Genomic DNA, 24,070 nt, shown 5'->3' with positions numbered 1-24,070 from the left:
CATCATTGAAAAGATCCCCGCGCCATCCGGCGCGGGAAACAGGATTTACAGCGCCATATCGTGCTGGGCTGGCGTTTTCTCAGCCTGGCCAGTAATGGTGGACTGCGCAGGCTCCTGAGCAGGCATCTTGATAACCGGTGGCTTGGTCAGCTGCAGCGTGGCCGCGGTGTCATCCCAGACATGCTGCGTCAGCTCGGTGTTACCGTTCAGCGTCTGGCCGTAGGTTGGCACCACTTTATGGATCTTTTCCTGCCATTCCGGCGAGTTGAACTGCTCCGGGAACAGCTTCTTCATCACGTTGATAGCGATAGGTGCCGCAGTCGAAGCGCCTGGCGATGCGCCCAGCAGGGCCGCCACGGTTTTCTGCTGATCGGTCACAATTTCTGTACCCAGCTTCAGCACGCCGCCTTTATCCGCATCTTTCTTGATGATCTGCACGCGTTGACCCGCCTGGATCAGTTTCCAGTCTTCTTTCTTCGCGTCCGGATAGTACTCTTTCAGCGCGGCAAAACGGTCGTCGTCGCTCAGCATGACCTGACCAATCAGGTATTTCACCAGGTCAAAGTTATCCATGCCCACGTGGGTCATCGGCATAAAGTTGCTGGTGGTGGTGGTGCTCAGCAGATCGAACAGCGAACCGTTTTTCAGGAACTTGGTAGAGAAGGTCGCGAACGGCCCAAACAGTACCACACGCTTACCGTCCAGGTTACGCGCATCGATATGCGGAACGGACATTGGCGGTGCGCCTACGGAAGCCTGACCGTACACTTTTTGCAGGTGACGGCTGGTAATGGCCGGATTCTCGGTGACCAGGAAAGAGCCGCCAACCGGGAAGCCTGCATAGTTGTCCGCTTCCGGAATGCCGGTTTTTTGCAGCAGCTTCAGCGCGCCGCCGCCAGCACCGATAAAGACATATTTCGCGTCAATCGCGCGTTCGCCGCCGTTTTTCACGTCTTTGATGGTCACGTGCCAGGAGTTGTCGCTGTTACGCTTAAAGTCGGTCACTTCTGAAGAGGTTTCCAGCTTAAAGTTGCTGTTTTTCTTCAGGCTGGCGGTCAGCTGACGAGTGATCTCACCGTAGTTAACGTCGGTGCCTACCGGCGTCCAGGTGGCCGCGACTTTCTGCTTAGGATCGCGGCCTTCAATAACCAGCGGCGCCCACTGTTTGATCTGATCCTGATCGGTAGAGAACTTCATGCCCTGGAACAGGGTGGTTTTCTGCAGCGCAGCATAGCGCTTGCTCAGGAACTCAACGTTGTCGTCGCCCCAGACAAAGCTCATGTGCGGCGTAGAGTTGATAAAGGAGTGCGGGTTGTTCAGCACGCCGTTTTTCACCTGAGAAGTCCAGAACTGGCGAGAGATCATAAAGGCTTCGTTGATCTCCAGCGCCTTGCTGACGTCGATGGTGCCGTCGGCACGCTCAGGCGTATAGTTCAGCTCCATATTGGCGGAGTGGCCGGTACCGGCGTTGTTCCAGCCGTTGGAAGACTCAAGGGCGACGCCGTCGAGCTTCTCAACCATAATCTGTTTCCAGTCTGGCTGAACGTCTTCCAGCATCGTGCCCAGCGAGGCGCTCATGATGCCGCCGCCGATCAGCAGAACGTCGGTTTTCTCTGGTGCAGTTTCAGCATGGATCGCTGTAGAAATCAGTAACGCAGACAGCGAAACTGAGGTAATCAGTTTTTTTGATTTAATCATGGCAGGTGTCGATAGTCGGGATTTGACATTAGTTAAAAAGTGTCCATAAATATTAAAATATTGTTATGGCAGATTGTATGTGTTTTTAGTTACAAAACTAAAAAATGTCATATTTTAGTTAATTTAGTTACAAATGGGCAGGAAAAAGCGGAGCATCTGTTACGAGATGGTTCAGACATGCCGCTTTCGGCAAGCGTTAATGCAAATTAGCGGCAGCTTCCGTAATACCAGCGTTAACTATAGGGATAAGTTACAGCAGCACGTCCTTGTGCTGTAGAGTCAGCTTTACCGGCTAAGCAGAATAACCGGCATCCGCCGATCGCCTCCCGCCAGGCTAAAGCTTGTCTCCAGCGCAGATTCTGCGCCACTGATCAGATTGATATAGCGTCGGCCAGCCAGCGCCTCCGGCAGGGCGATTTCCGCCGGCGCCCAGTGCGCCTCCTGCAATCGGTTAAACACAAGGCGGGGCAGGATCACAATCAGCGCCGCCTCGTCGTTGGCTCGACCAAAAGCCAGCACGTTCTCCGCCTGCTGACCCGTGGCGCTCAGCGGCAGATAGTCGCCTTTACGAAACAGATCCGGCAGCTGCTGACGCAGGGGCAGCACTTTAGCAATCAGCTGCTGCTTCAGGCGACCGTCCAGCCAGTGCGCTTCATTAGCGGGATCGACCTGCTCAACCTGATTTAACAGCTGCTCCAGCGCGGCGAAATCCGGCTCGCGACGGTTGTCGGGATCCACCAGGCTCAGATCCAGCGTTTCGCTGCCCTGATAAATATCCGGCACGCCCGGTGCGGTCAGCTTGATGGCCGTCTGGGTCAGGCTGTTAACAAGGCCTGCGTGGATAAAGGGCTGGAGCGACGCGGTGAAGTCCTGCAAAAAAGCCTGATTATCGGGCGACAGCAGATGACGCACATAGTCGAGCACGGCATTTTCATAGGTTTCGTTGCTGTCGGCCCAGTCGGTGCGCAGCTTCGCCTCACGCAGCGCTTTTTCTACAAAGCCGGTAAAGCGCTCCTCCAGCGCCTTGAGGCCTTCAGCATCATCAGGCGCCAGATCGGTGGGCCATGCGCCCGCCAGCGACTGGTACAGCATCCACTCCACGGCGGGTTTTGGCGCAGGGCCGTCCTTAAGCTGCACCACCTGAGACTGGTTGCCTTGCCGCCAGCGAGAGACGCACTCCGCCCAGCGCTCCGGCGCTTCGCTCAGCGTATAGAGGCGCGCTCGCGCATCTTCGCCACGCTTGGTGTCGTGGGTAGAGGTGCCGGAAAGGGCGTCCGGCTGACGGGCCAGCCGCTCCTGCATCTCCTGGTGGAAACGTTCCGGCGAGAAGTCATCCGGCATCGGCTCCGCGCCGACCTCATTCAGCGCCAGCGCCATATGCAGGCGGAAAAACAGCGTGTCCTCGACCGATTTTGCCATCAGCGGCCCGGTCAGCTGCTGGAAGCGGGTGCGGAAGCTGGCGGCGTCGTCACTGGCGGCAGCGGAAACTTCGCCCGCCATAATCCGCGTTAAAAAGCCCAGCGCCTCGGGATCCGGTGCCTTAACGCCCTGGCGCACCTCGTCCGCTACTTTCAGCAGCAGGTCGGCATCTTCGGGCGGCAGCCCCTCTGTTGTGCCGTAAGTGCGGTAAACGGGGAAGGCGACCAGCAGCTCCCGCAGCGCCGTCAACAGCGCTTTCTCTTCCAGCGGCTCGTTATCGGCGGCGGCGATAGTGGTGGCAAGCTGCAAAAGCCTGGTCGCTTCACCGGCGAAGTTGCGGGTCGCCATCAGCATTTTGGCCGCGCGCAGCTCCGCCTGCACGTCAACCGGCTTGCCCAGCAGCGTTTCATAGGCCTGCCGCAGCTGACGAATATGTTTGCCGTCCACCAGCGCTTCGGACAGGGAAGCAATAAATTCATACCCAGTGGTGCCGGAGACAGGCCAGTCGGCAGGCAGATGCTCGCCCTTAGCCAGGATCTTTTCTACCGTGATATAGCAATCCGGTCCGGCTTCCTGACGCAGCCGTTCCAGATAGCTTTTAGGATCGGCCAGCCCGTCGACGTGGTCAACGCGCAGGCCCTGCACCGCGCCGCTGCGCACCAGCTCGAGGATCAGCTGGTGCGCATCATCGAACACCGCCTTATCCTCCACCCGCACGCCGGCCAGCCCCGTGATTTCAAAAAAGCGGCGGAAGGAGAGGTCGCGCGGCGCGTCCCGCCAGGACATCAGCCTGTAGGGCTGGCTGTCGTGCAGCGCAGCGATATCGGCTTTGTCGGTGAGTTGCAGCACCGCCTCCGCCCGATCCTGCCAGCTTGCAGGCGTCAGCGGATAGAAATGTTCGTAGTAAGCCAGCGCCGGTTTCCCGGTTTGCGGATCGGGTTTAACCGCGATAGCGCCGTTTTCAAGCTCCACCTCAAAATCATCGCCAAGGAAAGGCAGCGTCAGACGACGTGACCAGTCGATATCAAAATGGTGGGCGTAGCGGCTGTTTTCGCCGTGCTCTACCACGTCGCGCCACCAGGCGTTTTCCAGCGATGAGGCCATATGGTTCGGCACGATATCGATGATCAGCCCCAGGCCAGCCTGTTGCAGCGTTTTCACCAGACGATCGAAGCCCTCACGGCCGCCAATCGCCGGATCGATTTCATTGGCGTTGATAACATCGTAACCGTGGGTAGAGCCGGAAAGCGCGGTAAAAATGGGCGACGCGTAGAGATGACTAATGCCCAGCTGTTTCAGATAGGGAACAAGCGCGGCGGCCCGATCGAAAGTCATGCCGCTGCGGAACTGGATACGGTAGGTCGAGGCTGGAATAGTCACGCGGTTTCTCCCGGAGCAAGGCGAACAAGGATGGCATGCTGGGGCAGCTCGGTGATGGCCTGCGGCCAGCTAAAAATCGTCTCGCCCGGCATGTCCGGCACGGGCTGGGTTTTCTCGCCGATATTCAGCGCGATCGACAGCATGCCCTGAGGGAACGTCCAGCTGACAGCGACGAAACCGGCGGCGGTTTGCAGCACTTTGCCGCTGTTGCCGCCTGCAGTGGTGAGCAGCGGCACGATATAGCGCTGCCGCACGGCCAGCAGCTCTTTGGTCAATGCCAGCCACGCCTGTCCCTGCGGGCTTTGCGTTTTTTGCCAGTCCAGCTTTGAGGCGTCAAACGTGCTTTTGGCATTAGGATCGGGCACGCTTTCGTCTTCATGTCCGGCATGGCCCTGGAATTCACGCGCGCGCCCTTCGCGCACCGCTTTAGCCAGATCGCCGTGGAAATCGGTAAAGAACAGGAAAGGCCGGGTTTCGCCGTACTCTTCGCCCATAAACAGCAGGGGAATATGCGGCGAGCAGAGCAGCGTGGCCAGCAGCACTTTGGTGCGATCGGCGCCCGCCAGCTGGATCAGCCTGTCGCCCTGGGCGCGGTTGCCCGTCTGGTCATGGTTCTGAATAAAATCGACAAAAGCGACCGGCGGCTGACCTGAACTTTTCACGCCGCGTTTTTCACCCGACTGCGCCGAGACTTCGCCCTGATAAGCGAAGCCTTCCGTCAGAATGCGCGCAATAAGCTTTTCCGGCTCGTTAGCGAAGTCGCGATAGTAGGCGTGGGTTTCGCCGGTGGCGAAAACGTGAATGGCGTTATGGAAATCATCGTTCCACTCGCCGGTAAACAGCGGCACGCTGCCGTCCTCTTCACGCGGGTGCAGGAAAATGACGTTACGGCTGTCCTCGGTGGTGAGGTGAACCGGCCGGTCGGTGATTTCTGCACGAATACGTTCGGCGATAGCGATCAGCGCATGTTTTTCCGATGTGTCTTCAATCTGATCGATGGCGTCAAAACGCAGCCCGTCCAGATTGTACTCCTGTAGCCAGTACAGCGGCGCTTCCACCATATAGTCGCGAGCCGCCGCGACGTCATAAGCGATTCCGGCTCCCCAGGGAGTCATGCGCTCTTTATGAAAGAAGTCAGGCGCCAGCAGCGGCAGGTAGTTGCCTTCCGGGCCAAAATGGTTCAGGACGATATCAAGCACCACCGACAGGCCATGACCGTGCGCGGCGTCGATAAAGGCTTTGAAATCGTCCGGCGTGCCGTAAGCGGAGTGCGGCGCGTAAAGCAGCACGCCGTCGTAGCCCCAGCCGCGATTGCCGCCAAACTGCGAAACGGGCAGCACTTCCAGCATGGTGATACCCAGCTCCGCCAGGTGAGGCAGTTTCTCTATGGCGGCCCGAAAGGTGCCTTCCGGGGTAAAGGTGCCGATATGCATTTCGTACACCACCGTTTCAATCCACGGACGACCGCGCCATTCATGCTGCCAGCTATAGCTTGCGGGATCGATAACCACAGAGGGGCCGTTAACGTCCGCCTTTTGCGCACGCGATGCCGGATCCGGCACCACCATGCCGTCGGCAAGCACAAAGTTGTATTCCGCGCCGGGCGCTACCTCGCTAACCTCCGCCTCAAACCAGCCGTCGCCGCTGGCGGACATGGCCATATCTTTTCCGGCCAGCCTGAGCGTGACGCTTTTTTGCCCGGTAGCCCAAAGGCGAAAACGAATCTTACCGTCGGCCACATACTCGGCCCCCCAGCTCTTACTAAATGTTCCGGATCCCATTCAATAGCCTCTTTAAGCACAGCGGTGAGCGATAGACGACATCGCAAGGAGTGCGATGTAAGCTTTGAAGAAATCATAGACTATTGCGTAGAAAGTGAAGGGTATGCGGCAGGGCGCAAAAAGCAGGATGAGGTTGGGTTTTGCCGGGCCTGGCGACGGCCCGGACGTGCTTATTACAGGCCTGGTGGAAAAATCACGGGTAAAGCTGCGCCAGTTCAACCTTGCTCAGCCCGGTTAGCGTTGCCACGGCCTGAAGGTCAAATCCCTGCCGCAGCATCGCCCGGGCGATATTGCGCGCCTCCGCTTTTCGACCGAGCCGCATTCCTTTACGCATTCCTTTTTCGACGCCCATTTTCATCCCTTCCTGAACGCCTGTTTGCTTGAGCTGCTGTGCGATAGTCATCAGTTTCTCCTCGTGTTGCGGCACGCGCTGTGCCAGCTGCTGTACAAATACCTTTGCGTCTGAAGCTTCACCTGCAAGCAATAAATAGTTTACCAGTGAAATCAAATGCTGTTCTGTGAGATCTCCCGCTAAAATCAACGCGGTCAGCCTGTCCAACAGGTCCGTCATATCGCGCTGGTGAATATGCTTTTGTACCAGCGTCAGCGCCGCCATCTTCCGGTGATGCACAATCTCGTCATCGGGGATCGCCGTGACGTCGACAAGGGGGAAATGGGTGCCATAGATCCTGCCCGCCATATCGGGATCGGTAAAGCCATGAAGCCAGTGGGTCGAAAAAGGATAGGGCGACCGTTTGCCGTTATAAAACAGCACCGGGATCACCAGCGGCAGCTTAGTGTGACCGGCGTCCAGATGGCGCTGCATCACGGCAACCGCGTAGCGCAGCAGCCGGAAGGCCATATGACGATCGGGCGTCGACTGGTGTTCAATCAGCACATAAATATAGCCGTCGCCGCCGGCGGTTTTCAGGCTATAAAGCACATCGCTGAAGCAGGCGCGCAGGCTCTCTTCAACAAAGCTGCCGGACGCCAGCCGCAGAGTCGAAAAATCGCAGGCGGCCCGCACCGACTCGGACAGATGCTGCGCCATAAAATCTTTCGCGACAGCGGGATCGGTCAGAAATTGCTTAAAAACCGCATCGTGCGGCGTGCGGGTGATTTTTTTCCTTTTTCTGGCGGGCATACCAGCCTCCACTGCTGTCCGGCTTTCCTTTGGCCGCACTATAGCGGAACAACCGCCGCCTGACCGCCACGCAGGTTAATCCGCGAGAGCCAGCTTCCAGTTTCCTTCGCCCAGCGCTTCGCGCGCCTGAGCACTCAGGCGGCTATCGGTGACGATGGTGTCGAAGATCTCCAGCGGCAGCGCCATAAACGTGGCGATTTTATTGTATTTGGAGCTGTCGCTGAGCAGTACGCGCTTGCTGCTGACGTCGCACACCGCCTGCTTTACCGTGACCTTGTCCTCGTCCGGGGTAAAGAGGCCTCGCGGCCCCCAGCAGGATGCAGAGATAAAAGCGATATCAATAGCGAGATGGCGCAGACTGCGCGCCGCGCTTTCCCCGACGCAAGAACGGTTTTCGCGGCATACCGTGCCGCCGGTGTGGATCAGCCGACAGCGGCTTTTCTCCATCAGCAAGGCCGCCACCATAAAGTCGTTGGTCACCACCAGCAGGTCGTCGCGATCCAGCAGCTCGCCGGCCAGCGCCAGCGTGGTGGTGCCCGCATCAATATAAATACAGCTGTTGCGGGGAATATGCTGCGCGGCGCGGCGGCCAATCGCATTTTTCTCCGCATTATAGAGCGAGGTTTTGGTCTGGTGCGACGGTTCCGCCGCCAGCCGTTCCGCCGAACGCACGCCGCCGGATACCGCCAGCAGCGCGCCTTGTTCCTCCAGCTTCTGCACGTCGCGTCGAATGGTCATATGCGATACGCCCAGCCGTTCGCTCAGTTCCGAAAAGCTCACCACGCCGCGTTCGGCCACCATCGCCAGGATCTGCTGATGTCGTTCAACCGGGATCACGTCTGCTCCTGTGAAATTATCAATTTTTCACATTGTAATGGAAAGGGATGGCCGCGCGAATAGAAAATTTGCCGGTTCTGCGGTGTGGTTCCGCCTTTTCGCCTCAAGATTCAGTGCTGACAGCGCTTGTGAAGAAATGTTCTTTTTTGTTCGCCGCCTTCAATTTGTGATGCGCGGCACATTTATTCATCCGATAAGCTGGCACGATTAACAACATTGAACAAATAATCACTTAATTTAACAACGGAGGCCACGGTGCCAATTCAAAACGTTTGCGTAATCGGTTTAGGGTCGATGGGGATGGGTGCAGCCGCCTCCTGCATTCGTGCGGGGCTGAACACCTGGGGCGTCGATCTTAATCCAGCGGCGCTGGAAACGCTGCGCCAGGCGGGCGCCCGCGATGCGCAAACCGCCGCCGACGGGTTCGTCGATCAGCTTGAGGCCGTGCTGCTGCTGGTGGTCAACGCTAAACAGGTTAACGCTATTTTATTCGGCGATAACGGCCTGGCCGCCAGGCTGAAGCCGGGCACGGTGGTGATGGTGTCGTCCACTATCTCTGCGCAGGACGCGCAGCAGATTGAACAGCGGCTGGCGCAGCATCAGCTGCTGATGCTGGACGCGCCCGTTTCCGGCGGCGCGGCCAAAGCGGCAACCGGTGAGATGACGGTGATGGCCTCCGGCAGCGATGCCGCGTTTGAACGTTTGCAGCCGGTGCTGGAGGCGGTGGCGGCAAAAGTCTACCGCGTCGGCAGCGAAATTGGCCTGGGATCCACCGTAAAAATTATTCATCAGCTGCTGGCTGGCGTGCATATCGCGGTGGGAGCGGAAGCGATGGCGATGGCCGCCCGCGCCGGTATCCCACTGGATACCATGTATGAGGTCGTCACCAATGCGGCGGGCAACTCATGGATGTTTGAGAACCGGATGCGCCACGTGGTCGACGGCGACTACAGCCCGAAATCCGCAGTCGATATCTTTGTGAAAGATCTCAACCTGGTGGCCGAGACGGCAAAAGCGCTGCAGTTTCCGCTGCCGCTGGCCTCTACCGCGCTGAACATGTTTACCGAAGCCAGCAACGCCGGCTATGGCCGTGAAGACGACAGCGCGGTGATCAAGATTTTCAGCGGTATCACGCTGCCTCAGGGCAAGGAGCAGGCATGACGCGTTTAGGAGTGATTGCCGACGACTTTACCGGCGCGACCGATATCGCCAGCTTTCTGACGCAGAACGGCCTGGCCACCATCCAGTTTAACGGCGTGCCTGAACAGCAGGAAAGCCTTGCCGCACAGGCGATCGTTATCAGCCTGAAGTCGCGCTCCTGCCCGGTTGAGCAGGCGGTTGACCAGTCGCTGGCCGCGCTGCGCTGGCTCCGGGAGCAGGGCTGCGATCGTTTCTATTTTAAATACTGCTCCACCTTCGACAGTACGGAGAAAGGCAATATCGGCCCGGTCACCGACGCGCTGCTATATGAGCTTGGCGAAACGCAGACGGCTATCTGTCCGGCGCTGCCGGTGAACGGCCGCACCGTCTATCAGGGCCATCTGTTTGTCGGCGAACAGCTGCTGTCGGAGTCGGGGATGCGTCATCATCCGGTCACGCCGATGACGGACAGCAATCTGCTGCGCCTGATGGCGCGTCAGGCTAAGGGCAAAGCGGGCCTGATTGCCGCCGCCACGCTGGACCTCGGTGCCGAAGCGGTGCGCGAAAAACTAAGCGAGCTGAAGGCCGCCGGGGTGAATTATGTGGTGCTGGATGCGCTCAGCGAACAGCATTTACTGACCCAGGGCGAGGCGCTGCGCGAGATGCGCCTGGTCACCGGCGGCTCCGGCCTGGCTATCGGGCTGGCGCGCCAGTGGGCTACTACGCAAAACCTTGGTAACGAGGCCGAAACGGCAGGGCGTCCACGCGGCGAGCGCGCGGTGGTGATTTCCGGCTCCTGCTCGCAGATGACCAACCGGCAGGTCAACGCCTATCGTCAGCAGGCGCCCGCGCGTGAAGTAGAGGTCAGCCGCTGTCTGGACAATGTAGACGACTATGCCCGCGAGCTTGCCGACTGGGTTGCCGATCAAAACGCTCGGCCGCTGGCGCCGATGCTTTACGCCACGGCGGATGCGCAACAGCTACAGCTTATTCAGCAGCAATACGGTGCACAGCGCAGCAGCGAGGCGGTAGAAACCCTGTTCGCCGCCGTGACCCGCAACCTGAAGGCGCGCGGCTGGCAACGCTTTATCGTAGCGGGCGGCGAAACTTCCGGCGTGGTGGCGCAGAGCCTGGACGTGACCGCTTTCCATATCGGCCCGACCATTTCCCCCGGCGTGCCCTGGGTAAGGGATATTCATCAGCCGCTGTCGCTGGCGTTGAAGTCAGGCAATTTTGGCGACGAGCAGTTTTTCCGCCGCGCGCAAACGGAGTTTTCATCATGACAGAACAACAGGCCCGCCAGGAGATGGTGAAGCTGGGCGCCTCTTTTTTCCAGCGCGGCTACGCTACCGGCTCTGCCGGCAACCTTTCTGTGCTGCTGGAGGACGGTAATCTGCTGGCGACGCCGACCGGCTCCTGTCTGGGCGAACTGGACGGCGATCGCCTGTCTAAAGTGACGCCGCAGGGCGAATGGATCGCCGGCGACAAGCCCTCCAAAGAGATCGCCTTTCACCGGGCGCTTTATCTGAACGATCCCGACTGCAAAGCGGTGGTGCACCTGCACAGCCACTATCTGACCGCGCTCTCCTGTCTGGAAGATCTGGATCGGCAGAACTGTATCCGACCGTTTACGCCTTATGTGGTGATGCGCGTCGGCGATGTGCCTGTCGTGCCTTATTACCGGCCGGGCGATACGCGGCTGGCAGACGATCTCGCCGCGCTGGCGGGGCGCTATCGCGGCTTTCTACTGGCGAACCACGGCTCGGTAGTGGTAGGCAGCTCGCTGCGCGAGGCGGCGGATAATACGGAAGAGCTGGAAGAGACGGCGCGCCTGATTTTCACGCTGGGCGACCGCGCGATCCGCTACCTCAGCGAGGCCGAAGTTGACGAGTTAAGGAGCCGATAATGCCGAAGTTTGCAGCCAATATTTCCACCCAGTTTACCGAAGTGCCTTTCCTGGATCGCTTTGCCGCGGCGGCCGACGCCGGTTTCGAGGCCGTGGAATTTCTGTTTCCCTATGACTACCCGGCGCAACAGCTAAAAGCGCGGCTGGATGAACATAACCTTAAGCTGGTGCTGTTTAACACCGCGCCGCGCGACGTGCAGTCAGGAGAATGGGGCGTAACGGCGATCCCGGGGCGCGAAGCCGATGCCCGCGCCGATATCGACAGCGCGCTGGAGTATGCGCTGGCGCTGAACGTCTCGCAGGTGCATATCATGGCTGGCGTGGTGCAGGAAGGCATGGATCGCGCGGCCTGCGAGCAGACGTTTATCAGCAATATTCACTATGCGGCCGACCGTTTTGCGCCGCACGGCATCACCATCCTGCTGGAGGCGCTCGGCCCCAAAATCAAGCCCAACTATCTCTATGCCAGCCAGTATCAGACGCTGGCGATGATGGCGCGTATCGATCGGCCAAACGTCTTCACCCAGCTCGACCTGTTTCACGCGCAGATGGTGGACGGCAACCTGAGCCACCTGATCCGGGAAAACGCTGGGCGCTATCGTCACGTGCAGATCGCCTCTGCACCGGATCGCCACGAGCCGGACGAGGGCGAAATCAACTACCCGTGGCTGTTTACCCTGCTGGATGAAGTGGGCTACGACGGCTGGGTAGGCTGCGAATATATTCCACGCAACGGCACGCTCGCCGGGCTTGGCTGGTTTAAACCCTGGGCGAAAAAACGCTAAGCCTGTGTTACCCGGCGCCTTCGCGCCGGTTTACCTCACCCTTTACCTGCACCGGGTCTGTTAAAACGATAAGAATAGAAGGATTACCATGTCCACCGCTATGCTGTTAGCCATCGCGACCGCCAGCGTCGTTGTTCTGCTGCTGCTGGTCATTAAAGCCAAAGTCCATCCCTTCGTTGCGCTGTTGATTGTGAGCCTGCTGGTCGCTATCGCCACCGGCATTCCGTCTGAAAAAATCATGGAAATCATTATGAGCGGCATGGGCGGGCTGCTCGGTCATATCGCTATTATCATCGTACTGGGCGCGATGCTCGGCGCGATTATTGAGGCATCGGGCGGCGCAGAGTCGCTTGCGCAGCGTTTCAGCAAGACGCTGGGCATCCGGCGCACCGTAGCGGCGCTGACCATGGCGGCGTTTATCCTGGGGATCCCGGTGTTTTTTGAAGTCGGCTTTATTATCGTGATCCCGCTGATCTACGGCTTCAGCAAAGTTGCGCGCGTCTCACCGATCAAGTTCGGTTTGCCGATGGCGGGCGTCATGCTGACGGTGCACGTGGCGCTGCCTACGCATCCTGGCCCGGCGGCGGCGGCCGGGATCCTGCACACTGATATGGGCTGGCTGATGCTGCTGGGCCTGGTAATTTCGATCCCGGTGGGCATTGTCGGCTACCTGGTGGCGAAGGCGATGAATCGCCAGCGCTTCCAGCTGTCGGTGGAGGTACTGGAAAGCCTGCAAATGGCGAAGCCGGAAGGCGCAGAGAAAAAGAGCGAGACGCCGGGCGCGCTGATGATTTCTGGCCTGATCGTGGTGCCTATCGCGCTGATCGTGCTGGGTACGCTGGCGCATTCGCTGCTGGCGGAAGAGAGCCTGCTGCGTAAGGTGATGACGGTGATCGGCACGCCGCCGATAGCGTTACTTATCGCGCTGGCGCTGGCCGCGTGGCTGCTGGGATTGCGTCGCGGCTGGAGCAAAGACAAGCTGGAAGATCTGACCGGCCGCGCCATTCCGGGATCGGCCAGCGTAATTCTGGTAGCGGGCGCCGGCGGCGCATTTGGCAAAGTGCTGGTAGAGTCGGGCGTAGGTAAAGCGCTGGCGTTAACGCTGGAAACGCTGCATCTGCCGCTGGTGCCGGCGGCGTTTATCCTGTCGCTGGCGCTGCGCGCCTCGCAGGGATCGGCCACGGTAGCGATCCTGACCACCAGCGGCTTGCTGACGTCGGCGGTGGGCGGCGCAAACGAGATGGACAGGGTGCTGGTGACGCTGGCCGCCTGCTTTGGCGGGCTGGGCCTGTCGCACGTGAACGATGCGGGCTTCTGGGTGGTAACGCGCTATCTGGGGCTGTCCGTGGTCGACGGTCTGAAAACCTGGACGGTGTTAACCACGGTGATGGGCCTGAGCGGCTTTGCGCTGACGTGGCTGGTGTGGGCGCTGGTCTGACCGGAGTGATAAAGGAGGAAGGGGTACTTTCCTTCCTCCTTTAAGGCTTACTGCGGATCGGCGGTTCTTTTTTCCAGCTTGCTGGCCAGATAAGGCGCGGTCAGGCTCTCAGCCGCCTGGCTGACCGTTTCAGGTGTTCCAGCCGCCACGACGCGGCCGCCGTTACTCCCGGAACCCGGCCCTAAATCGATCACCCAGTCCGCCTCGGCGGCGATGCGCATATCATGTTCGGCCATGATAACGGTATCGCCACGCTGCACCAGCCGATCCAGCACGCCCAGCAGTTTATCCGTATCGGAAGGATGGAGGCCCGAAGATGGCTCGTCCAGCAGATAAAGCGTTTTCCCCCGCTGCGCGCGCTGAAGCTCCCAGGCCAGCTTGATGCGCTGGCATTCGCCGCCGGATAATTCCGTGGCCGGCTGGCCTAATTTCAGGTATCCCAGCCCCAGGGCGGTAAGCGCCGTTAAAGAACGCTGAATGGTGTCATTGCCTTCAAAAACGGTAACGGCCTCATCCACGGTCAGATCGAGGACGTCAGCAACTGTTCGGTTTTGCCACCGTATCTTCAGCGTTTCCTCGTTGTAGCGGGCGCCGCCGCAGGCGGAACAGGGCGCGCTTACGCCCGGCATAAACATCAGTTCAATGGTGATTTGCCCCTGGCCTTCGCAGACCGGACAGCGCCCCTCGGGCAGATTGAAAGAGAACCGGCTCGCGGTAAAGCCTCGCCGTTTTGCCTCGTCGGTTTCTGCAAACAGCTTACGCACAGTGTCAAAAAAGCCGGTGTACGTTGCCAGGTTGGAACGAGGCGTGCGTCCGATAGGGCGCTGATCGATGCGGATCAGCCTTTTAAGGCTGTCGCCTCCGGCAACAATGTTCCCCTGCACATCTGACGTCTCGTCTTCTTCCCCGGCCTCTTCATCCCCCGGCGTGTTATCCAGCCGTGCCAGCAAGCCCGGCAGGACGCGGGTCAGCAACGTTGATTTCCCCGAACCCGATACGCCGGTGATCACGGTCATGCTTTCAAGGGGAATGGCCACATCAAGCGCGGAAATATTGTTGCAGCTAACCTGTTCCAGCCTGAGCCAGCTGGCCGGGGTGTTACGCTGGCGTAAACCCGGCTGCTGCTCGCTGAACAAATAAGGCGCCGTACGTGACGCTGTCACTTTCTCCAGCCCGTCCGGCACACCGTTATAGACGATTTCGCCTCCCTGGCGGCCCGGCCCTGGCCCCACCTCAATCAGCCAGTCGGCTTCGGCAATCACATCAAGATTGTGTTCTACAATCGCCAGCGAGTTGCCGGCCTCCAGCAGCGAACGCAGGGAATGCAGCAGCGCCTGCACATCGTCCGGATGCAGCCCGGCGGAAGGCTCATCCAGCACGTACAGCACCCCGAAAAGCTGTGAAATAAGCTGGGTCGCCAGCCGTATCCGCTGAAGCTCTCCGGAAGAGAGCATGGTGGTCTGCCGTCCCAGAGCAAGGTGGCCCAGCCCCAGCTTCTCAAGCTGATCAAGACGGCCGCAGATGTCCGACGCCATTCTTGTGGTGGCTTCCCGCAGCGCCGTTTCCTTTGGCAAAGAAGCAGCCTCGCCCTCGGCAAACGGCAGCAACAGCGTTTTCAGCTGTGTCAGGGTCAGCTCGCCCATCCCGGCGATATCGTAGCCGGCAAAGGTGACGGCCAGGGCGTTTGGGTTAAGCTTTTTCCCCTGACAGGCGGGACAAGGCGCCGTGGCGATAAAGGGGGAAAGCCGCTTTTTAACGGACTCTTTTCCGCCGGCATAGCTTTGCAGCAGATATCTTTTGGCGCTGGTGTAGGTGCCGGTATAGTCAGGTTTCATCCCGGCCGCGATCGCCGCTTTTTGCTGCTTAGCATTCATATCCGGAAACACGGGCACGGAGGGTTGCTCATCGGTAAACAGTATCCACTGCCGGTCCTTTGCCGATAAGGTTTTCCACGGCGCATCCACGTCGTAGTCGAGCATTTCAAGAATGGTGCGCAGGTTTTTTGCTCCCCAGCCGTTTGGCCACGCGGCTATCGCGCCTTCGCGAATACTTAACGACTCATCAGGCACCAGCGCATCGGCTTTCACTTCATGCGTCCTGCCCGTGCCCTGACACAGCGTACAGGCACCCTGCGGATTATTGGGCGAGAACGCCTCGGCAGGCATAAACGGGATCCCCTCAGGGTAATGCCCGGCACGGGAAAAAAGCAGGCGGAGCGTGACCGAAATACGGGTCAGGCTGCCTACCGTGGAGCGCTCCTGAGCGCCTGCGCGACTCTGCTGGAGCGCGACGGCCGGCGGCAACCCGTCGATGTTGTCCACGTCCGGCACCGGAGCCTGCTCAATCAGGTGGCGCACGTGTGGCGCGACGGATTCCAGATACCTTCGCTGCGCTTCCGCATAGAGCGTATCGAAAGCCAGTGAGGATTTGCCCGAGCCGGAGACGCCAGTAAAGATGACGATGGCATCGCGAGGGAAAGAGAGTGAGACATCTTTCAGATTGTGTGTTCTCGCTCCGTGTACGCTTACGTCAGTGCTGTCGACTTTCTGTTGAGCGGCGCGTTCAGTTCTGGTCGGCGTCATAGTATCCCTGTAAAAATTGATGTGGCTGACAGTATCGGGGCGTTCAAAGCAGGCCCGATCCTGAATGGCGTGCAGGAAAGGGTAGTTCTGTTAAGGCGATCACACAATTCGCCTCAGTCAGGCGAATTGCTAAAATTTTTTTTATCTCAGCGAAACTTTTCCCTGTTGTTCGACGAACCTCTGGTTAAGGAGATGGTTTCCTTTCACCTGTCGAATAATGGAGAGATGTTTATGCGTATGAACCTGAAAGCCCTGACCGCCGCCACGCTGCTGGCGCTTACCTTACCCATGACCAGCGCCTTTGCCGCCCTGCAGGTCGGTGAAAAAGCGCCGGACTTTAAGCTTGATGCCGCGCTGGCCGGTAAATCGACCACGTTCTCGCTGCAGCAGGCGCTGCAAAAAGGCCCGGTGGTGCTCTATTTCTTCCCGGCCGCGTTTAGCGCAGGCTGTACCCTGGAAGCGCATGACTTTGCCGAAGCGACCGATGAGTTTAACAAGCAGGGCGCGACGGTGATTGGCGTGACGGCAGGCAATACCGATCAGATTGCTAAATTTTCCCAGCTGGAATGCCGCGATAAATTTACCGTAGCCGCCGATCCGGGTGCGAAAGTCGCGACGGAATATAAAAATACGCTGGAGATGAAAGGGAAAACCTATTCCGACCGCACTTCCTATGTGATTGCGCCGGACGGCAAGATCCTGCTCAGCTATACCGACAAAAATCCGGACGCGCATATTCAAAAAGCGATGGACGCGGTGAAAAAATATCGCCAGGCCAACCCGGCATAACGGAGTAGGTTTATCATGCTGACTGCTATCGCTGCCGCCTTCCTGGGCGGCCTTATCCTGAATTTAATGCCGTGCGTGTTTCCGTTGATTTCGCTGAAGGCGCTGAGCCTGCTGCGCCATCATGACAGGCCTGCACAGGCTCGTGCCGAAGGCCTGGCGTTTCTGCTCGGCGTGGTGGTGACCATGGTGGCGCTGGTGGGCGTGCTGCTGCTGGCGCGGGCGGGCGGATCGTCGGTCGGCTGGGGATTTCAGCTTCAGTCGCCGCTGGTGATCGCGCTACTGATCCTGGTGATGCTTGGCTCGGCCCTCAATCTTTTTGGGCTTTTTGAGGTCGGGCTTTCGGTGCAGCGGGTAGGGGGAATAGGCGGCGATCGTGGCGGTCTGACCGGCTCTGCGCTGACCGGCGCGCTGGCAATTATTGTGGCGACGCCCTGTAGCGCGCCCTTTATGGCCAGCGCGGTTGGCTATGCACTGACTCAGCCACCGGTGGTCAGCCTGATTATCTTTATCTCGCTGGCGCTGGGATTTGCTGCACCTTTTACGCTGATTTCTTTTTTTCCGGTGCTGGCGAAAGTGCTGCCTGCGCCCGGCGCCTGGATGTCGACGCTGAAACAGGGGCTGGCGTTTCCGATGCTGGGCGCGGTCGGCTGGCTGATTTGGGTGCTGGAGCGGCAGGCCGGCTCGGCGGCGCTGGCGGCTATCCTGGCCTGCTGTCTGCTGCTGAGCTTTGCCGCCTGGCTGTATGGCATGGCGCAAAAACGTCAGATGATGGGCAGGCGTCACTGGGCGCTGCATAGCGCAACCGTGGTATTTCTGCTGCTGGTGGCGGTGCCGCTGCTTAACCTTAACGCCACCGCCACGCCGCAAAACAGCGCCGAAACCGCACAGGCTGCGGCAGCCGTTGCCTGGACGCCGCAGAATGTCGAGGCGATTAAAGGGCAGGGCAAACCGATTCTGGTAAACTTTACGGCGTCCTGGTGTATTACCTGCCAGGTAAACGATCGCACGTCGCTTTCTACCCAGGCTGTTAAAGCAGCAATGGCGCGTACCGATACCATCTATATGGTTGCGGATTCCACTAAGTACAATCCGGATGTGGAACAGGCGCTGAGCGATTTCGGTCGGGGCGGACTGCCGCTTTATGTGGTTTATCCGGCAGACGGTGGCAAACCGGTCGTGCTGCCGCAGGTGCTGACGCCCAATATTGTTATCTCGGCGCTGGATCGCGCCACTGAACACGGGAAAAAATCGTGAGCAAGCGTAGTGACTACAAGCCCGGCAGATAACGTTTTGCAGGCGGGCAATGCCCATCACTGAGACGCAGCACTGGCCTGCGCTGATGGCGCGCGCGCAGGCCGGCGACCGCGAAGCCTATAACCGGCTGCTGAAAGCGATGGTACCTGCCATCCGCGCCTTTGCGCGTCAAAAAATCAGTGATGAAGCGCTGCTTGAAGATGTTATTCAGGAAACGCTGCTGGCGATCCATCGCGTCCGCCATACCTACGATCCGCAGCGTCCCGTTCTGCCCTGGGTAGCGGCGATTACCTCGGCCAGGGCGATTGACGCTCTGCGGCAGCGCGGCAGAAGTCAGGAAGTTCAGGACGAGGAGGCGGTAAACCGCCAGGCTGCTGTCCTGCCGGAAACGGATACCGATGGTCATGAACTGAATGGCTATCTGGACAGCCTGCCGGTAAGGCAGCGGGAAATTGTGGAATCCGTTCATCTGCGCGAACAGAGCCTTGCTCAGGCCGCGGCGGAAAGCAATCTGTCGATAGCCGCCGTAAAGTCGCTTTTGCATCGCGCAATGCTTAACCTTCGCAAATCAGGAAAAAGCAATCATGAGAAATCATGATCGGTTTATCGATCAACTTAGCGACTCGGCGCGGCCGGTTAAACGCCTCTGGCCTACGGGCTGGCGCGTGGCTGCCTGGATAGCGCTGGCCTTGCCCTGCGGCATGGTAAGCAGCTGGGCGCTGCACAGCAGATTCACCGACTGGTCACGGCCCGATGCGCTGCCTGCGCTGCTAAGCCTGCTGCTGTCTTTTATTCTTGGCAGCGGCGCTATGGCGGGCGCGTTTACGCTCAGCCTGGCCGGGCGACCACCTGTTCGTCTGAAATGGCTGGGCCTGCTGGCGCTCATCTGGCTGGCGCTTAATTTAGGTAATATGACGGCCACCTTACCGCCGGGCGGCAGACAGTTTGGCGAGGGCGTACACTGTTATCTGTTTATGCTGTCGGCCAGCCTGCCGATGATGGTGATTGCCGTGGCGGCGCTACATCGTTCCCGCTCGCTTTATCCGGGCAAAAGCCTGGCGCTGGCGGGCGGCGGCATCGCCTTTATGTCATCCATGCTGCTGTCGCTGTGCCATCAAACGCATCTGCATATGCTGGATTTCATTATGCACCTGGCCGCGGGCATCACGATTATCGCCGTGACCGTGCTGGCGGGAAGGCGCTGGATCCGGCTGGATTAATGACAGGACACCATAGAGACAGGGAATGGATTCAATTTATATAGATAATTTTTTCCTGTACTCACTGAAGCTGCATTTATAAAATATTTGGTAACCAGCGGTATCTGTTAAATATGACGGCTTTACATAAATCATCAGCCCAGTGCACGGTTCCTGATCGGGGCCGGCACTCCCCTTAGTGTAAAAAAATTGAGTAATGATCTTCGGCCAAACTCTTAACGTCATGCGCAATAAGTGGTAATCGTCTCGCTTATATCTGTTGACAAAGATTGCGCCATCGCTTATATCATAAGCAATATTCAGCTTTATGTTTCTGCTGAAGATAAAATTTAGCATTTTTAAAATTTTTTAGTCAAAAACGCCATTTATATTTAATTAACATCAAACCATATCTCAATACAGTATCAGCCGGGGCTGGGTCCAGGCTTAAAACGCTAATGGTGATGAATGGAAATTTTAGATGAATTGAACGCACTCGCAGCAAAAATAAAGCAGCAATCACTTTTAATCCAAACAGAAGAGGCAACCAAAAGTGCATTAGTTATGCCCTTTATAAGCAAGATATTAGGGTATGACGTGTTTAATCCAACAGAGGTCATTCCAGAATTTATTTGCGATGTAGGCACAAAAAAAGGGGAGAAAATTGACTATGCAATTGTCAGGGATGATGAAATTCAGATGCTTGTTGAGTGTAAGAAAATAGGCGACTCGCTTAACATTAAACATGCTTCCCAACTTTTTAGATATTTCCATGTTACTACTGCAAGGATATCCATCCTCACCAATGGGCAAGTCTACAAGTTTTTTACTGACCTGGATGCGCCTAATAAGATGGATGAGAAACCTTTCCTTGAGTTGGATCTCCTTAACATTGACGAACATGTTGTTCCCGAGCTATTAAAGCTAACCAGAAGCGCTTTCGATGTCGAATCTATAGTGAATGCCGCTGGGGAACTTAAGTATGTAAGCCAAATCAAAAAGATAATCTCAGCCCAGTTTCAAAATCCTGAAGACGATTTTGTTAAACTTGTAGGATCTCGCGTGTACGAGGGCGTTTTTACGCAAAAGGTTAAAGAACTTTTCTTTGTCTTGACAAAAAAAGCGGCAAGCCAATGGCTGAATGACCAGGTTAATGAGAGACTTAAATCTGCCATTAGCGGTAGTGTAACAACGAAGTCTGAAAAGGATTCTAATGGTCTACTTAATGAAGGCGATACTCCTCAGCCTGAAGATGATGACGGTATTATCACAACAGCGGAGGAAATTGAGGGGTTCCATATAGTTAAATCTATTATCAGAAAACATATCTCTTCAGAAAGGATATCTTACAGGGATACACGAAGCTATTTTGGCATTCTGATAGATGATAATAACAGAAAGCCGATATGTCGTTTGCACCTGAATCGCAGCCAAAAATATCTTAGCCTGTTTGACGCAAACAAAGTTGAAACCCGACATCCGATTACTACGCTTGATGAAATTTATGATTTTACTGAAACGCTTGTTGAAACTGCGTTGCGATATAAATAGCACAGGGGGAGCCTCATCGCTCCCCTGAACTATACAAGAATAGCCAAAAACTATACCCAGTCCTTCTTACGGAATTCACGCAGCTTATCGGCGACCCACTGCATTTCTTCCGGTGTGCCAAGCGAAATCCGGCACCAGCTGTCGGCTGGTGGAAAAGCGCGGCCGACCAGTACGCCAGACTCTGCCATCCGCTTTTGATACGTTTGCAGCGGCGTTCTGAGCTGGTGGAAAACAAAGTTTCCCTCAGACGGCAGGTAAGGGAGCTGTAGCTCGTCCAGCGCTTTCACTAAAATCTGACGGGAAAGATCGTTGCTCTTTTTGCTGTATGCGATAAACGCATGGTCATCCATAGAAGCCAACGCCGCATCAACGCCGCAGAAATTTATCTTTTCTCCGGCAACATGCTTTTCGAGCCGCGCAATTGCATCCGGGTGCGCCACCGCATAGCCGACGCGCATTCCGGCCATAGCGTGAATTTTAGAAAAGGTCTTCAGCAGAATAATATTATCCATGCCTTGCGCAATCAGCGGCGAGACGGAGCGGAAACGTTGGTCGTTAACAAACTCGGCGTAGGCTTCATCAACAATAAACATCGTATCGGCAGGCTTGCTGGTTATCCATGGTTCAATCAAGTCGGCAGGGGTAATAGTCGCCGTCGGATTATTAGGGTTTACCAGATAAACCAGCGACGGGCCACGATGATTGGCTACGACCGCCTTCATTGCCGCAATATCAAATGCCCAGTTATCAAGCATCTTAACTTTAGCGATCTTCATACCGGCAATCTTTGCGAAATGTTCGCCATCGCCATAGGTCAATTCCGGGATAACCAGCTGCGATCCCTGTGGTGACCAGGCTTCCACCGCCGCCCGAATCCCTTCTGATGAGCCGGCGGTAAGCAATATGGCTGACGGGGAAACGTGGTGATGTTCAGCAACTTTTTGACGCAGCCCGATAATTTCCGCTTTAGCGTAGCGATTTGCTTTTAAGACGGCATCACGTGCGGCAGCCTGCGCTTTGGGCGACATGCCAAGCGGGTTTTCGTTGAAATTAATGCGGACAGGACGATCCGGCGTGGGCGGGGTAAAGGCTGATTTGCTGAGCGGTGCGGCGGCAAAGGTCGCAGCATTAAATCCGGCGGTTAGCGCCGCGCCGCCCGCCATGATGCCGGAAAGCTTCAGTAAGGATCTGCGTTTTGCATCCACGGCCTCGTGATCATTCACTATTACATTCATCATACATTCTCCTTTTTAATCGATGACGAAAAGGAGAATGCAGTAATTATGCCAGTTTCAGCGGCAGATGACCGAGCGCCGTTTGTTAACATCATGTAATAGCTACGGAAGCCTGTTTTCCGGCGCAGGAGGAAGTTTGCTAAGCCCGAAGCCTTAAGATTGCAATCATAAGGCGGGTTTATTTATCACGCCCGTTAGCGCTTTGATGGTGCGCTTACGCACCAAAGGTTATCACTGCCCGTGAAAGCAGCAGGATAAGAAGAGCAGGGAGCCGCCTTGCTCCCTTTTCCTGGGCCTACACATCCAGCCGATGAATAACGCTGACAAACTGGTGCACGCCGCTGTTGATCTCCCGCAGGCTGCGCGAAAGCTCGCTGATTTTATCCTGCTCGGTGACCATAAACTGTTTGACCGAATCCAGCTCCTGATACATCTGCTTAATCAGCTGCGTATTAACGTCCACCACGGCGGTAATTTTTTGCGTGGCGCTGGCGGTTGAAGCGGCAAGACGGCGAACTTCCGCCGCTACCACGCTAAACCCGCGGCCAGCTTCACCGGCACGAGCGGATTCTATCGCGGCGTTCAGCGCGAGGATATTGGTCTGCGAGGCGATAACGTTAATCGTATCGACCACTTCGCTGATGCTTTTTGCCGATGCGTTCAGCTGGGTGCCAATTTCCGTGGCGGCGCTTACCTGCAACGCGACCTGGCCGGAGTTCCGCACGGTTTCGTCCAGCACTTCATTAGCGTTATGGGTGATTTGCGAGGTTTGTTCCGACGTGGTGACCGCTATATCTGCCACGCGCTTCGCCGCCTCAACGCGGGCCGTAATATCTGAAGCCAGCTTGATAACCTTGCAGACTTTGCCGTCGGCGTCATAGATGGGGTTGTAGCTTGCCTCAAGCCAGATACGTTCGCCGCTGGCGGTTTTACGCTCAAAGCGGCCGACAAAATGCTGGCCTTTGCTGATTTTTTGCCAGAAATCGGGGTTTTCCCGGTAAAAGCTGTCATAACAAAAAATACGATGGTGCTGGTCAACGATGTCCGACAGCGCATAGCCCATATGGGTAAGGAAATTGCTGTTAGCGGTGATTATCTTGCCGTCAGTGGTAAATTCTATCACCGCCATAGAACGATCCAGCGCGGTGATCACCGCTTCTTTCTGCTCCAGCTCCTGATGGCGAGCGGTAATATCAGAGGCTATCTTGATGACCTTATAAACCTCACCCTTATCATCACAAACGGGGAAATAGGTGGCGCTAAGGTAAAAGCGCTGATGCTGTTTACTGAAACGTTCAAAGATACCCGTGACCGACTCGCCTGATGCCAGCGTTTGCCAGAAATGATGATATTCCGATGAGCGGACATAGTCCGTATCGCAAAAAATACGGTGATGCTTGCCCTGGATTTCGCTTAGCGAATAGCCGGTCATCTCCAGAAACTGCTGATTGGCGCTGAGAATTTCTCCATCGGGCAAAAACTCAATCCACGCCACATGCTGCTTAATCGCGTTAATGTCCTTAACAACGGCGCTGCCTTTAGATAAAGACAGGGAAAAACTCGATTTTTTTACACCAAACATAGACAACCCCAGGAAGTTTTCATGATCTCAATGATCCATTGCGGGCCTTTTATCCTCGCCAATGAATACTGTGCGCCGACCGCCAGCGCGGTGACGCATGATTTTCCCGGGTGGAACGTTTTATCCTTTGACTCTACAGAGCAAAGAACCGTGTCTCTTCTCGCACTTCGGTGCGGAGGCCGGGATTCTGTCTTGGTAAATTTCCTGATGTGTAATAACGGGCCAATAAGCCTGTCTATAAACCACTATCGGCAGGCTGGTGAAAAATTTGAGTAAGATGTTTCAAAATGTGCGCTTTGAGCAAGGTTTTGCATAAAGCAGCGCCGCGTAATAAACACGCCCGGTTTGCA

General features: G+C 56.9%; 18 protein-coding genes. 10 read left to right on the top strand and 8 right to left on the bottom strand.

What is annotated here, in order from left to right; translation table 11 throughout:
* Window positions 1-45: 45 nt before the first annotated feature.
* The 5 genes from mqo to ygbI form a co-directional block, all read right to left on the bottom strand.
* Window positions 46-1,698 (bottom strand): malate dehydrogenase (quinone), encoded by a 1,653-nt coding sequence (gene mqo / locus QZH36_RS02030; protein ID WP_253454115.1) that lies wholly within the window; start codon window positions 1,696-1,698, stop codon window positions 46-48.
* Between the two features lie 285 nt (window positions 1,699-1,983).
* Window positions 1,984-4,497 carry a malto-oligosyltrehalose synthase gene (treY, locus tag QZH36_RS02025; RefSeq protein ID WP_301729542.1) on the bottom strand — a complete coding sequence of 838 codons (2,514 nt, stop codon included), beginning with the start codon at window positions 4,495-4,497 and terminating at the stop codon, window positions 1,984-1,986.
* The gene (treZ, locus tag QZH36_RS02020; protein WP_301729541.1) at window positions 4,494-6,278 is read right to left on the bottom strand and encodes a malto-oligosyltrehalose trehalohydrolase; all 1,785 of its coding nucleotides are present in this window, start codon (window positions 6,276-6,278) and stop codon (window positions 4,494-4,496) included. Before treZ ends, treY begins: the two co-directional genes overlap by 4 nt.
* Before the next feature lie 193 nt (window positions 6,279-6,471).
* Entirely contained in the window at window positions 6,472-7,422 is a 951-nt protein-coding gene (locus tag QZH36_RS02015) for an Rpn family recombination-promoting nuclease/putative transposase (protein WP_301729540.1), read from the bottom strand.
* A 75-nt stretch (window positions 7,423-7,497) separates the two neighbouring features.
* Window positions 7,498-8,259, bottom strand: a complete 762-nt coding sequence (gene ygbI / locus QZH36_RS02010; protein ID WP_301250800.1) for a DNA-binding transcriptional repressor YgbI — start codon at window positions 8,257-8,259, stop codon at window positions 7,498-7,500.
* Between the two features lie 255 nt (window positions 8,260-8,514).
* Between ygbI and ltnD the strand changes: the two genes are divergently transcribed.
* The 5 genes from ltnD (at window position 8,515) to QZH36_RS01985 (ending at window position 13,528) form a co-directional block, all read left to right on the top strand.
* Window positions 8,515-9,420, top strand: a complete 906-nt coding sequence (ltnD, locus tag QZH36_RS02005) for an L-threonate dehydrogenase (protein WP_253454105.1) — start codon at window positions 8,515-8,517, stop codon at window positions 9,418-9,420.
* Entirely contained in the window at window positions 9,417-10,682 is a 1,266-nt protein-coding gene (gene otnK / locus QZH36_RS02000; RefSeq protein ID WP_253454103.1) for a 3-oxo-tetronate kinase, read from the top strand. The genes ltnD and otnK overlap by 4 nt, the downstream gene beginning before the upstream one ends.
* Window positions 10,679-11,305, top strand: a complete 627-nt coding sequence (otnC, locus tag QZH36_RS01995) for a 3-oxo-tetronate 4-phosphate decarboxylase (protein WP_253454101.1) — start codon at window positions 10,679-10,681, stop codon at window positions 11,303-11,305. The genes otnK and otnC overlap by 4 nt, the downstream gene beginning before the upstream one ends.
* Window positions 11,305-12,090: an HPr family phosphocarrier protein gene (locus tag QZH36_RS01990; RefSeq protein ID WP_301729539.1), complete on the top strand. Its 786-nt coding sequence runs from the start codon at window positions 11,305-11,307 to the stop codon at window positions 12,088-12,090. The genes otnC and QZH36_RS01990 overlap by 1 nt, the downstream gene beginning before the upstream one ends.
* Window positions 12,091-12,178: 88 nt before the next feature.
* On the top strand, window positions 12,179-13,528 hold the full coding sequence (locus tag QZH36_RS01985; RefSeq protein ID WP_253454097.1) for a GntP family transporter: 1,350 nt from the start codon (window positions 12,179-12,181) through the stop codon (window positions 13,526-13,528).
* A gap of 47 nt (window positions 13,529-13,575) precedes the next feature.
* On the opposite strand, the gene QZH36_RS01980 is transcribed toward QZH36_RS01985, so the two are convergent.
* Window positions 13,576-16,110: an excinuclease ABC subunit UvrA gene (locus QZH36_RS01980; RefSeq protein WP_301729538.1), complete on the bottom strand. Its 2,535-nt coding sequence runs from the start codon at window positions 16,108-16,110 to the stop codon at window positions 13,576-13,578.
* 225 nt (window positions 16,111-16,335) lie between these two features.
* Here QZH36_RS01980 and QZH36_RS01975 point away from each other — a divergent pair, with 225 nt between their 5' ends.
* The 5 genes from QZH36_RS01975 to QZH36_RS01955 all read left to right on the top strand — a co-directional run bounded on the left by QZH36_RS01975 (window position 16,336) and on the right by QZH36_RS01955 (window position 20,903).
* Complete coding sequence (locus QZH36_RS01975; RefSeq protein ID WP_253460979.1) at window positions 16,336-16,899, top strand: peroxiredoxin; 564 nt, start codon at window positions 16,336-16,338, stop codon at window positions 16,897-16,899.
* A 15-nt stretch (window positions 16,900-16,914) separates the two neighbouring features.
* On the top strand, window positions 16,915-18,153 hold the full coding sequence (locus QZH36_RS01970; protein ID WP_301729537.1) for a protein-disulfide reductase DsbD family protein: 1,239 nt from the start codon (window positions 16,915-16,917) through the stop codon (window positions 18,151-18,153).
* A gap of 49 nt (window positions 18,154-18,202) precedes the next feature.
* Window positions 18,203-18,751, top strand: coding sequence for a sigma-70 family RNA polymerase sigma factor (locus tag QZH36_RS01965; protein WP_125287580.1), 549 nt, complete (start codon window positions 18,203-18,205; stop codon window positions 18,749-18,751).
* The gene (locus QZH36_RS01960) at window positions 18,738-19,373 is read left to right on the top strand and encodes a DUF1109 domain-containing protein (RefSeq protein ID WP_301729536.1); all 636 of its coding nucleotides are present in this window, start codon (window positions 18,738-18,740) and stop codon (window positions 19,371-19,373) included. Before QZH36_RS01965 ends, QZH36_RS01960 begins: the two co-directional genes overlap by 14 nt.
* A gap of 447 nt (window positions 19,374-19,820) precedes the next feature.
* A complete protein-coding gene (locus QZH36_RS01955) occupies window positions 19,821-20,903 on the top strand; it encodes a type I restriction endonuclease (protein ID WP_125287582.1) in 1,083 nt (360 codons plus the stop codon).
* Between the two features lie 50 nt (window positions 20,904-20,953).
* Here QZH36_RS01955 and QZH36_RS01950 read toward each other — a convergent pair whose 3' ends face one another.
* Together QZH36_RS01950 and QZH36_RS01945 are read right to left on the bottom strand one after the other, a co-directional pair.
* A complete protein-coding gene (locus tag QZH36_RS01950; RefSeq protein ID WP_301729535.1) occupies window positions 20,954-22,141 on the bottom strand; it encodes a pyridoxal phosphate-dependent aminotransferase in 1,188 nt (395 codons plus the stop codon).
* Window positions 22,142-22,433: 292 nt separating this feature from the next.
* Complete coding sequence (locus QZH36_RS01945) at window positions 22,434-23,720, bottom strand: methyl-accepting chemotaxis protein (protein WP_301250786.1); 1,287 nt, start codon at window positions 23,718-23,720, stop codon at window positions 22,434-22,436.
* Window positions 23,721-24,070: the final 350 nt, after the last annotated feature.

Origin of the sequence: Erwinia wuhanensis (assembly GCF_030484085.1) — a bacterium.
In the GTDB taxonomy this organism is placed as follows: domain Bacteria; phylum Pseudomonadota; class Gammaproteobacteria; order Enterobacterales; family Enterobacteriaceae; genus Erwinia; species Erwinia aeris.
Note: the sequence above shows the minus strand (reverse complement) of the source record. Positions and strands in the feature narration are given on the sequence as shown.

Excerpts from the sequence above, each read along its gene's own strand:
- QZH36_RS01945 (WP_301250786.1), bottom strand. The coding sequence starts at position 23,720 with ATGTTTGGTGTAAAAAAATCGAGTTTTTCCCTGTCTTTATCTAAAGGC.
- QZH36_RS02015 (WP_301729540.1), bottom strand. The coding sequence starts at position 7,422 with ATGCCCGCCAGAAAAAGGAAAAAAATCACCCGCACGCCGCACGATGCG.
- QZH36_RS01985 (WP_253454097.1), top strand. The coding sequence starts at position 12,179 with ATGTCCACCGCTATGCTGTTAGCCATCGCGACCGCCAGCGTCGTTGTT.
- QZH36_RS01955 (WP_125287582.1), top strand. The coding sequence starts at position 19,821 with ATGGAAATTTTAGATGAATTGAACGCACTCGCAGCAAAAATAAAGCAG.
- otnK (WP_253454103.1), top strand. The coding sequence starts at position 9,417 with ATGACGCGTTTAGGAGTGATTGCCGACGACTTTACCGGCGCGACCGAT.
- QZH36_RS01965 (WP_125287580.1), top strand. The coding sequence starts at position 18,203 with ATGCCCATCACTGAGACGCAGCACTGGCCTGCGCTGATGGCGCGCGCG.
- QZH36_RS01970 (WP_301729537.1), top strand. The coding sequence starts at position 16,915 with ATGCTGACTGCTATCGCTGCCGCCTTCCTGGGCGGCCTTATCCTGAAT.
- mqo (WP_253454115.1), bottom strand. The coding sequence starts at position 1,698 with ATGATTAAATCAAAAAAACTGATTACCTCAGTTTCGCTGTCTGCGTTA.
- otnC (WP_253454101.1), top strand. The coding sequence starts at position 10,679 with ATGACAGAACAACAGGCCCGCCAGGAGATGGTGAAGCTGGGCGCCTCT.
- QZH36_RS01960 (WP_301729536.1), top strand. The coding sequence starts at position 18,738 with ATGAGAAATCATGATCGGTTTATCGATCAACTTAGCGACTCGGCGCGG.
- QZH36_RS01990 (WP_301729539.1), top strand. The coding sequence starts at position 11,305 with ATGCCGAAGTTTGCAGCCAATATTTCCACCCAGTTTACCGAAGTGCCT.
- QZH36_RS01950 (WP_301729535.1), bottom strand. The coding sequence starts at position 22,141 with ATGATGAATGTAATAGTGAATGATCACGAGGCCGTGGATGCAAAACGC.
- treZ (WP_301729541.1), bottom strand. The coding sequence starts at position 6,278 with ATGGGATCCGGAACATTTAGTAAGAGCTGGGGGGCCGAGTATGTGGCC.
- QZH36_RS01975 (WP_253460979.1), top strand. The coding sequence starts at position 16,336 with ATGTTTATGCGTATGAACCTGAAAGCCCTGACCGCCGCCACGCTGCTG.
- QZH36_RS01980 (WP_301729538.1), bottom strand. The coding sequence starts at position 16,110 with ATGACGCCGACCAGAACTGAACGCGCCGCTCAACAGAAAGTCGACAGC.